Raw genomic sequence first — 9,288 nt, forward strand, 5'->3', positions numbered from 1 at the left:
TTATCATAGCAGCACCAATTAACGTAGGTATATAAAAAAGAAGTTATTCCCTTTAATTTATCTATTTTAACTTTTAATCTTAAAAATATAGATGAAGTTATTTTATAATTTAAAAACGCTAATATTAATGATGTAATAATCAAAATGCCTGGTAAAATGAAAAATATTTGATTCCTATCAAGCAAATGTATAGTTGAAAAAACTTTTTCTATCTCTTCTTTATTCATTCCCATATTCAAATACATATTTTTAGTTATATTTACAGATTCATTAACGGTTTTTATAAGACTATCTATAAATCCTATAAAACCATTTGGATATACAAATAATGTAATCAAAAATAAATTTATTATCATAATTATCATAAAAGCTATAGATGAATACATAAAAGTCCTTGAAGCTTTTTTATTATTTCTAATACAATACCCTAAAGTCAGTCCAGAAAAAAACGCTACAATTATAAGTTGTAATGCATTTAAAGGCCCCATAATAAATAAACCTATTAATGATCCACATATTAATGATGCTATAGCATATTTAATACCATTTCTAACATATACTAATGCCACTGGTGTAGGTAATACAAGGTAAGCTACTATGGATATAAATGGAATATAAACAGATATCAGCATGGTGACTACTAAAATTGCTGCCATTATACTTGATTCTACTAATGCTCTTGTATTATAAGTTTTGTTTTGCATGTTTTCCTCCTATATTGTATATGTCACCAATATTCTTAATTATAAATTAATTTCTATCTTTCAAGTGATTATATAATTTACTTAAATCCTTTCCATCCTTTTCAATACCGTCTTCTTCAATTATACCCAATTTTAATTTTTTCTTCATTTCTTCGTCAATTTCAAGATGAGAATATCCAAGTCTCCCGCCAAGGACATATAACAATATTATTGCCCCGGAAATACATTCTAGTATTGCATCCTGTGCCGCATTGCTTCCCTTAGTAAAAAGCTTATATAAATCCCCTATTATACATATCAAATTAGCTTTCAATTCTTCAATAGTCTTTACATCTGACATTATTTTAAAATCTTCTCTTCTCATCTCAGCAATCATCCCCTTCAACCCTTTATTACTATTTTAGTTATTTTTCAATATTTATGCAACTAATAGATATTATAATGTAACTTTAATTTAAAAAAGTTCTATATAGAATCGAATCTTATTATACCTATAATCTTCATACAGTATTCTTTGAAAAAATAATTTAAATAATAAATAGCCTCTAAAATCAGAGGCTATTTATTATTTTATATCTTCTGTTTTCTGAATATCAATCTTAAATATCTTCCATTGATTATTTATCTTTTTAAGATGCATCACTCCTGTAGTTTTATTATTCTTAAAATCAGAATTATCCCTCTTAACAATAGTTTCTATAAATCCTACTGCCGTATCCTTATCTGATTTACTATCAAATACATCTGCTTCTTCCAGATTATAAGATAGATCATATTTATCAAATATATCTAACTGATTCTCTTTAAACTTGTTATAATCATCAGTATTGCTTGAATCTATTGTACCCATATATTTATTTATGTCCTTTTCATTTAAAGCTTGTATATTATCATATACAGTTTCATAGATATCATCTTTAAACTCTACATTTAGTACATCTTCACTATCTATTTTCCACTTATTATCTACCTTTTTTAAATTGTCCACATACAATGATTTATTATCCAAAAATCCAGGACCATTAATCTTTGTTGTATTCACTACATATTGTACTTGAGCCTGTTTATCAGATACATTAAGTACCTTTGGATTTGATACTTCCGCCTTAACTTTAAAATTATCAATATAGTCTTTTTTATCTAGTTTTTCTTTATTATATGTATCTGTATCTTTTACAAAGGTATCTAAATAATTATTTAAATTTTTATCATTTATAGCCTTTGTTTTATCATTTATAAGTTTTATTATATCATTATCGTTTACATTAACTACAGAACTTTCCTTTTTTGTTGCTTGTTTAGTATCCTTTTTCTCAGAACTGTTACTTGCCCCACATCCAACTAAAGAAATACTAACTACAGCTGCAATAATAATTACTATTAAATTCCTTTTCATTAAATATCCCACCTATTTTTTATTATAGTCTTAATTAATTATATTCAATTTCCATACTATACTTCAATGGTACTTTATGTCATAGATTTTATAACTTCACCTATAATTTTAAATCCTTCATCGATCTCCTCAATTGAATTTCTGGCGATACCCAATCTAAAAGTATCCTCTCCCTTCTCATCAACATAAAAGATATCTCCCGCTGTAAAAATAACCTTTTTTTCATAACACTTTTCTAAAACTTTCCTTGCATTAATTCCATGTAATTTTATAAATAAATGAATTCCTCCTTCACCATATATACATTCACAAGGTATATATCTTTTTATACACTCCACTGCAAATTTATACTTTTCTCGGTATTCTCTTCTAACCTTTTTAAGATATTTCTCAAAATTTCCCTCTTTTAAATATTCATAAAAAACTGCCTGATCTAAAAATGATGTATGTATATTCCTGCTTCTTTTTACACTTTCCATTATTGAAACAAGATTCTTATCTGCCAGTATCCAGCCAATCCTAAGTCCTGGAAATAAAATTTTAGAAAGACTTCCTGCATATATTATACTATTACCCTTTCCTGCCATGGCTGCAAGTGGAGCAATGTGTGAACCAGAATATCTTAATTCTTCATTAAATCCATCTTCTACTATAGGGATTTTGTATTTCTTAAATATATTATAGATCTCCACTCTTTTTTGTGAAGACATAACTATACCTGTAGGATTATGATAAGAAGGTATTACATAGGCTAATTTTATATGATTATTATTAACCTTATTTATAAGTTCTTCTATATCCATTCCATCTTGCTTCATATCTATACCCACTATATTTAGTCCATGAAGTTTCATCAGCTTTATAGCTGTATTATGAGTTGGATTCTCCGTTAATATATTATCTCCCTCATTAGTAATCGATGATAGTATTAAATCAAAGCCTTCTGTAAAACCATTGGTAATCAATATATCTTTGTTTTCAATATCAACACCCTTACTTGTCATATAGTCTAATAGATAATCAATAAGAGGCTTGTATCCCTTGGCATATCCATAGTTTAATAACCTATTTCCTTCTAATGAAATTCTATTTAAAAATGCCCTCTTAAAATCCTCCATATTAAATAAGTTCTCATCTGGTGATATACTTTTAAAAGATATCATTCCTTTTTTATATATAAGCTCATGCTTCATAATATCTAACTTTTCTGAATCTACAGCATATTTATTTATTTTCTTACGCCAATCTAAGCACCATTGATCCTGCTTATTTATGTGAAGTTCATTTATAAATGTTCCCTTACCCTTTTCAATATATATAAATCCTTCATCTTCTAAAAACTCATATGCCGTTATTATTGTATTTCTGCTAACCTTAAGAATTGTAGCAAATTCTCTAGTAGATGGTAATTTCTCTCCACTTCGAAACATACCTCTTAAAATCATGTCTTTTATATAATTCTTAACTTGCAAATATATAGGTAGTTCTCCATTTAGCTTTATATCTAAAAACATGATGCACCTCTTCACAATTCTAAAAGCCCACTAATTTAACATTACTTCTATTATGGCTCATAAATGAAAAAAAATAAATAGTCTAACCCTTATTATAAGACCATTTATTTTAAACTTTTTATAAAATTTTCTTTAATATCGGTTCAAAAGTTAGTAAAAATGTTAGACATATTAGAACTATAATTGTTCCCCAGCCAACAATATTTCCTATACCTTTATTAACATATTTACCCATAATCTCTTTATTATTCACCATAAGCATCATACATATTAAAACTACTGGTAATAAGACTCCATTAATTACCTGAGTGAATAATGTTATCTTAATAAGTGGTGCTCCTGGTATTAATATAATTAATACCCCTATTGCCATTATTGCAGTAAATAATATATAAAATTGTGGTGCTTCACTCATAGTTTTATCTATACCTGCCTCAAAACCAAAAGCTTCACATATATAAAAAGCTGTAGCTAAGGGAAGTATAGTCGCTGAAAATATAGATGCCACCAAAAGTCCAAAAGCAAATATTTCCGATGCAAAATTTCCTGCTAGAGGTTTTAAAGCAATAGCTGCATCCTTAGCCTCATTAATTGATATTCCCTTTTCATGTAGTGTTGCTGCGCAAGCTACAATTATAAAAAAGGCAACTACAACGGTAATGACACAACCAATAACTACATCCCATATCTCATACTTATATTCTTCAATCTTTATACCCTTTTCTATTACAGATGATTGCATATAAAACTGCATCCATGGTGCTATGGTTGTACCTACTAAACCTATTACCATACTCAAACTACCTTCACTCATATCCATAGATGGTCTCACAATAGAATTACCTATTTGATGCCAATCTGGTTGAGCTAATATTGCAGAAACTATGTATGATAATAAGAATACACTAAATATTAAAAAAATCTTTTCAGATGATTTATATGTTCCTTTCACTACCATGAACCATACTAATATTGCTCCTAATGGTACAGATATATATTTTGATATACCAAATATCTGCATACTACCTGCTACTCCAGCAAATTCTGTAGCAGTATTTCCTATATCAGCTATTATAAGTCCTAAAAATATAAGAAAAGTAATTCTTATGCCAAAATTCTCTCGTATTAAATCTGCTAATCCTTTTTTTGTTACAATTCCCATCCTTGCATTCATCTCTTGAACTACAAGGAGTACAATGAATGCAGGTATTAATGTCCAAATAAGCTTATATCCATAACTAGCACCTGCAATAGAGTATGCTGTTATGCCCCCTGCATCATTATCAACACTACCAGTAATAATTCCTGGCCCTAGAATACTTAAAAATAGGATAATTCTACCAAGCCTTGTATTTTTATTACTCGCTTCCATCTTAGCTTCCTCCCGTCTATCCTATTCTTTTTTTTGTTTTCAATAGTTCATATATGATATCATTTATAATAACATTACCCAAAAGATCCATTTTTTCATTAACAACGGGGATAGCTAAAAGGTTATATTTAGAAACTAACTTTATTAATTCATGAATATCGTCCTTATCCACTATATATGAAAAATCTTTATTCATTATACTTTCTAATTTATCCCCAGATTTAGATATAACAATATCTCTTAATGAAACTGTTCCAATAAGCTTATTCGTATTGTCCACTACATAAATGCTATACATTTCATCCTCTTCTGGTTTTAATTTTCTAAATATACTTATAACATCCTCCACACTTAGATTTGATTTAAGTGCCATATACTCTGTAGACATCAAACTGCCAACTTGATTATCCTCATACTCCATAAGCTCCCTTACTTCATCGGAAGCTTCTTTTTCCATATTATTTAACAGTTCTTCGGCCTTATGCTCACTTAAACCGTCTAATATATCTGCCACTTCGTCTGCTGGCATCTCTTCTAATATATCTGCTATCTTATCTGTAGATAAATTTCTTATAAGATTTATCTGTGCATCTTCCTCCATTTGTTCTAACACATCTGCAGCCTTTGAATTATCTAAACTAGAAAAAATCATCATTCCTGTATTTCCATCAAAATCTTCAATAATATCAGCTAAATCAGATGGATGTAATATTGATAATTTATTATATGTTTTTGAAAGCATAATATTTTCATTTGAATTAAAAATTGTCTCCACATCATTCCATAGTATAAGTTTACTAGATACTTTTAAACCCATTTTCATTAACGGTTTTGCAATCCCTATTCTTCTCAATACGCCTTCTGTGCCAATGTCTACAGCAATTATAAAAATTCCAGTTAATAGATTAGCTAATCTTATATCATTTACCCTAACAACTTTTCTTCCATTTACATCTATAATCTGTTTATCCAGTATATGATGTGATAAAAACATAATATCTTTTGAATCAGACTTTTTAATTCCATCACATATTATAACGTATTGACCATCTTCTTTGCTTATAGATATACTATTCCATTTTATATATATTATTCCTTCTTGAGTCTTTATTTTTATAACCTCAACTCTAGGAGTTTTTAAGTTGCTTCTTATACCTAAGTCCTTGATTTTACCAACTATTTTTCTATCCGCAGTAAAAACTTTTCTTCCAAGAACTCTACTCAAATAAAAGCTGTTTATTTCCATAGTACATCCTCCTTTTTCAGAAAAATGCACTACAAAAAACATTAATGTATGTACACTCTTCCTTTATTATTCAATTGTAATACTTGATAATTATGGTTGGGTCCACTGTCCATTAATATAATCACACTCCATTTCTTATATATACAAACTTACATTTTGTGAATTTGTTTACAATATTATTATATTCCTATGCTTAATAAATGCAACTCCACGTACTAAATTTTATCCAATACTATAAGGCATATTCAAATAAATAACTAGTCAGTATGCTAGTCTATTTTGAATCCTACTACGTCAACGGAACCTTCTGATATCACCACTATCATCAGAACCTGTTTCCTTGTATAATTCAAAATAGACCTCGCATCTTTGACTTGTTATTTATTTTCACATGCCTTATATATTTAAAATATGATAGTATTATTTCAAACCTTAATTTTCCTTCCAAAAACTTTTTACTTTCCTATATAACTGAAAAAAAATTAAGCTCCTGTAAAAACAGGAGCTTAATTTTTATTCAGTTGTGAATGGTAATAAAGCTATATTTCTTGATCTCTTAATTGCTTCAGTTAACATTCTCTGATGTTTAGCACAGTTTCCAGAAATTCTTCTAGGAAGAATCTTTCCTCTTTCTGTGATATATTTTCTTAATTTATTAATATCTTTATAATCTATATTATCAGCTTTATCCATGCAGAATGAACAAACTTTTCTCTTCATTCTTCTACCTCTTGGACCGCCTTTTCTTGAATCTCTTCCATCTCTTCCGTCTCTACTATTTCCATTTTCTCTACCCATTTTTTTATCCTCCTTACCTTAAATTTTAAAAGGGTATGTCTCCATCATCAATTGGAGTTATATCTGCTCCAACATCTGGTTCGTTCACATCTCCCATAGAATTAGATCTAAATTCATCCTTTGGTGCTGAGGATTTGTTTCCTCCCCATTCAAGGAATTGTATTTCATCAGCAACTACTTCGGTAACATACCTTCTGCCGCCATCCTTAGCCTCATAAGATCTGGTTTGTATTCTACCACTAATACCTATAAGCTTACCCTTGCTCATATAATTAGCTGTAGACTCTGCTTGCTTTCCCCATACTACTATAGGAATAAAATCAGCTTCTCTTACACCATCTTTATTAGGCATTCTTCTATCAACTGCAATAGTAAAGGTAGCAACGGCATTACCATTCCCTGGAGTAAATTTAAGCTCTGGGTCCTTAGTAAGTCTGCCTATTAAAACAACTCTGTTCATCTTTACACCACCACTTTAAATTATTTTTCATCTCTTACTATTAGATGTCTTATAACACCATCAGTAATTCTGAAAACACGATCTAATTCTTTTGGTAATTCGGAATCAGCACTGAAGTTTATTAATGTATAATATCCTTCACTAACTTTGTTTATTTCATAAGCAAGCTTTCTCTTGCCCCAAGAATCAATATTATCTACTGTTCCACCACCATTTTCAATAACACCTTTAAACTTTTCAACATTAGCTTTAAGGATGTCATCTTCTAATGATGGATTCAATATAAATAAAGTTTCATACTTTCTCATTAGATTCACCTCCTCCCCCCGGTCTAGCGGCTATGCATTTGCATAGCAGGGATTACATCAATATATAATATCATAATTATAAAGAATTTGCAAATACTTTATTCATTAGTTTTATTATTAGTTTCAATAATTGCCTTCATATCTTTTTCAAATTTACTTCTTGGAAGCATTACTATTCTTCCACATCCTGTACACTTAATTTTTATATCTGCACCAGTCCTTATAATTTCCCAAGCATTTATTCCACAGGGATGCTGTTTCTTCATTTTTACAATATCCCCCAATTCAAAAGTCTTATGCATTTTTCTCCTCCTTAATAATAACCTCTTTTATATTACTAGTAATTACTATGTTAGAATCATCTAATTCATCTTTTATAAATTTTCTAAGTTGATTTTCATTTTGAGCCTGAGTAGATGGTTTAACCTTACCTGCTATCCTCATATTCATTCCAGTTCCACTAAAAGAAACTATACCAAGAACCTTAGGCTTTTCTGTTATATCCTTAGATATTTTACTAAATTTATCACAAGCCCTATTCATGGCATCTATAACTTTATCTGTTCTTTCACCATAATCTATACATATATCTACATTTATCCTTATTGACCCTCTTGAATGATTTGTTACCTTCATAATAAGACCATTGGGTATTATATGTAAATCTCCATTAAAATCTCTTATTTTCGTAACTCTAAGTTCTATACTTTCTACTATTCCGCCTCTATTATCTACGTCTATATAGTCTCCTACAGAAAATTGATTTTCAAAGATAATAAAGAATCCATTGATAACATCTTTGATTATACTCTGTAATCCAAGACCAATAGCAACCCCACCAATACTAGCAAAGGTTATACTGATAGTACCAAATACATCCGTAATATTTAATATCGCTATAATTCCAACAAAATAGACTCCATACTTTAATAAACTCTTTAATAATGCACCTATTGTTTTAGATTTCTTATTATCTATAAAAAATCTTGATTCATTATGCTTTTTAACTGCTTTGTCAATTATGGTACTACCTATCTTTACAAGAACATACATAACAACTATTATAATAAATACTTTTAATAATATTATCATGCCTTTATATATATTTAAATTTATATTGCCTATCTTTATGCCACCATTATCTAAATCTATTTTTATTCCTCCAAAGGCTTGTAATTTGGAAATCATAGCCTAACCACCTTTGTATTTTTTATTATAATATACCATAAACTCGCCTAATTCAAAAGCAAGTATATTTTAAATTAGCACATGTATATTTTATTTATCTATTACATTAATTAATATATAAATTCAACAATATATAAATTAGTTACAATTTTGAAATCAATTATTATATTAGTATCATATTACCCTCGCATTAATTAGTATGTTATAATATGCATATAATTATTTTTTCTATTAAAAATATAGTTATAGAATAATTAATTTTTTTTATGAGGTAAATTTATGAACATATTTATACTACGTGT

Annotated in this window: 11 protein-coding genes; all 11 read right to left on the reverse strand. The window is 28.6% G+C overall.

The window, feature by feature from the left end; all coding sequences use genetic code 11:
• Positions 1-704 (reverse strand): DUF2232 domain-containing protein (locus tag RH99_RS16570; protein WP_010240847.1); only part of this gene is annotated, 704 nt, incomplete at its 3' end.
• Positions 705-750: 46 nt separating this feature from the next.
• Complete coding sequence (locus RH99_RS16575; RefSeq protein WP_010240850.1) at positions 751-1,068, reverse strand: MazG-like family protein; 318 nt, start codon at positions 1,066-1,068, stop codon at positions 751-753.
• 201 nt (positions 1,069-1,269) lie between these two features.
• Complete coding sequence (locus tag RH99_RS16580) at positions 1,270-2,100, reverse strand: nuclear transport factor 2 family protein (RefSeq protein ID WP_010240853.1); 831 nt, start codon at positions 2,098-2,100, stop codon at positions 1,270-1,272.
• Positions 2,101-2,174: 74 nt separating this feature from the next.
• Entirely contained in the window at positions 2,175-3,614 is a 1,440-nt protein-coding gene (gene pdxR / locus RH99_RS16585) for a MocR-like pyridoxine biosynthesis transcription factor PdxR (protein WP_010240855.1), read from the reverse strand.
• Positions 3,615-3,732: 118 nt separating this feature from the next.
• Positions 3,733-4,986 carry an Nramp family divalent metal transporter gene (locus RH99_RS16590; RefSeq protein WP_010240856.1) on the reverse strand — a complete coding sequence of 418 codons (1,254 nt, stop codon included), beginning with the start codon at positions 4,984-4,986 and terminating at the stop codon, positions 3,733-3,735.
• A gap of 16 nt (positions 4,987-5,002) precedes the next feature.
• Positions 5,003-6,232, reverse strand: coding sequence for a magnesium transporter MgtE N-terminal domain-containing protein (locus tag RH99_RS16595; protein WP_010240857.1), 1,230 nt, complete (start codon positions 6,230-6,232; stop codon positions 5,003-5,005).
• Between the two features lie 513 nt (positions 6,233-6,745).
• Positions 6,746-7,030 (reverse strand): 30S ribosomal protein S18, encoded by a 285-nt coding sequence (rpsR, locus tag RH99_RS16600; RefSeq protein ID WP_010240858.1) that lies wholly within the window; start codon positions 7,028-7,030, stop codon positions 6,746-6,748.
• A 25-nt stretch (positions 7,031-7,055) separates the two neighbouring features.
• Entirely contained in the window at positions 7,056-7,490 is a 435-nt protein-coding gene (locus tag RH99_RS16605; protein ID WP_010240859.1) for a single-stranded DNA-binding protein, read from the reverse strand.
• 20 nt (positions 7,491-7,510) lie between these two features.
• Complete coding sequence (gene rpsF, locus RH99_RS16610; protein WP_010240860.1) at positions 7,511-7,798, reverse strand: 30S ribosomal protein S6; 288 nt, start codon at positions 7,796-7,798, stop codon at positions 7,511-7,513.
• 98 nt (positions 7,799-7,896) lie between these two features.
• The gene (locus RH99_RS16615) at positions 7,897-8,100 is read right to left on the reverse strand and encodes a DUF951 domain-containing protein (protein WP_010240862.1); all 204 of its coding nucleotides are present in this window, start codon (positions 8,098-8,100) and stop codon (positions 7,897-7,899) included.
• Positions 8,093-8,986, reverse strand: a complete 894-nt coding sequence (locus tag RH99_RS16620; protein ID WP_010240864.1) for a mechanosensitive ion channel family protein — start codon at positions 8,984-8,986, stop codon at positions 8,093-8,095. The genes RH99_RS16615 and RH99_RS16620 overlap by 8 nt, the downstream gene beginning before the upstream one ends.
• Positions 8,987-9,288: the final 302 nt, after the last annotated feature.

Source organism: Clostridium arbusti SL206, assembly GCF_000246895.1.
Lineage (GTDB): Bacteria > Bacillota > Clostridia > Clostridiales > Clostridiaceae > Clostridium_I > Clostridium_I arbusti.

Excerpts from the sequence above, each read along its gene's own strand:
- RH99_RS16620 (WP_010240864.1), bottom strand. The coding sequence starts at position 8,986 with ATGATTTCCAAATTACAAGCCTTTGGAGGAATAAAAATAGATTTAGAT.
- RH99_RS16575 (WP_010240850.1), bottom strand. The coding sequence starts at position 1,068 with ATGAGAAGAGAAGATTTTAAAATAATGTCAGATGTAAAGACTATTGAA.
- RH99_RS16605 (WP_010240859.1), bottom strand. The coding sequence starts at position 7,490 with ATGAACAGAGTTGTTTTAATAGGCAGACTTACTAAGGACCCAGAGCTT.
- RH99_RS16580 (WP_010240853.1), bottom strand. The coding sequence starts at position 2,100 with ATGAAAAGGAATTTAATAGTAATTATTATTGCAGCTGTAGTTAGTATT.
- pdxR (WP_010240855.1), bottom strand. The coding sequence starts at position 3,614 with ATGTTTTTAGATATAAAGCTAAATGGAGAACTACCTATATATTTGCAA.
- RH99_RS16590 (WP_010240856.1), bottom strand. The coding sequence starts at position 4,986 with ATGGAAGCGAGTAATAAAAATACAAGGCTTGGTAGAATTATCCTATTT.
- RH99_RS16615 (WP_010240862.1), bottom strand. The coding sequence starts at position 8,100 with ATGCATAAGACTTTTGAATTGGGGGATATTGTAAAAATGAAGAAACAG.
- rpsR (WP_010240858.1), bottom strand. The coding sequence starts at position 7,030 with ATGGGTAGAGAAAATGGAAATAGTAGAGACGGAAGAGATGGAAGAGAT.
- RH99_RS16595 (WP_010240857.1), bottom strand. The coding sequence starts at position 6,232 with ATGGAAATAAACAGCTTTTATTTGAGTAGAGTTCTTGGAAGAAAAGTT.
- rpsF (WP_010240860.1), bottom strand. The coding sequence starts at position 7,798 with ATGAGAAAGTATGAAACTTTATTTATATTGAATCCATCATTAGAAGAT.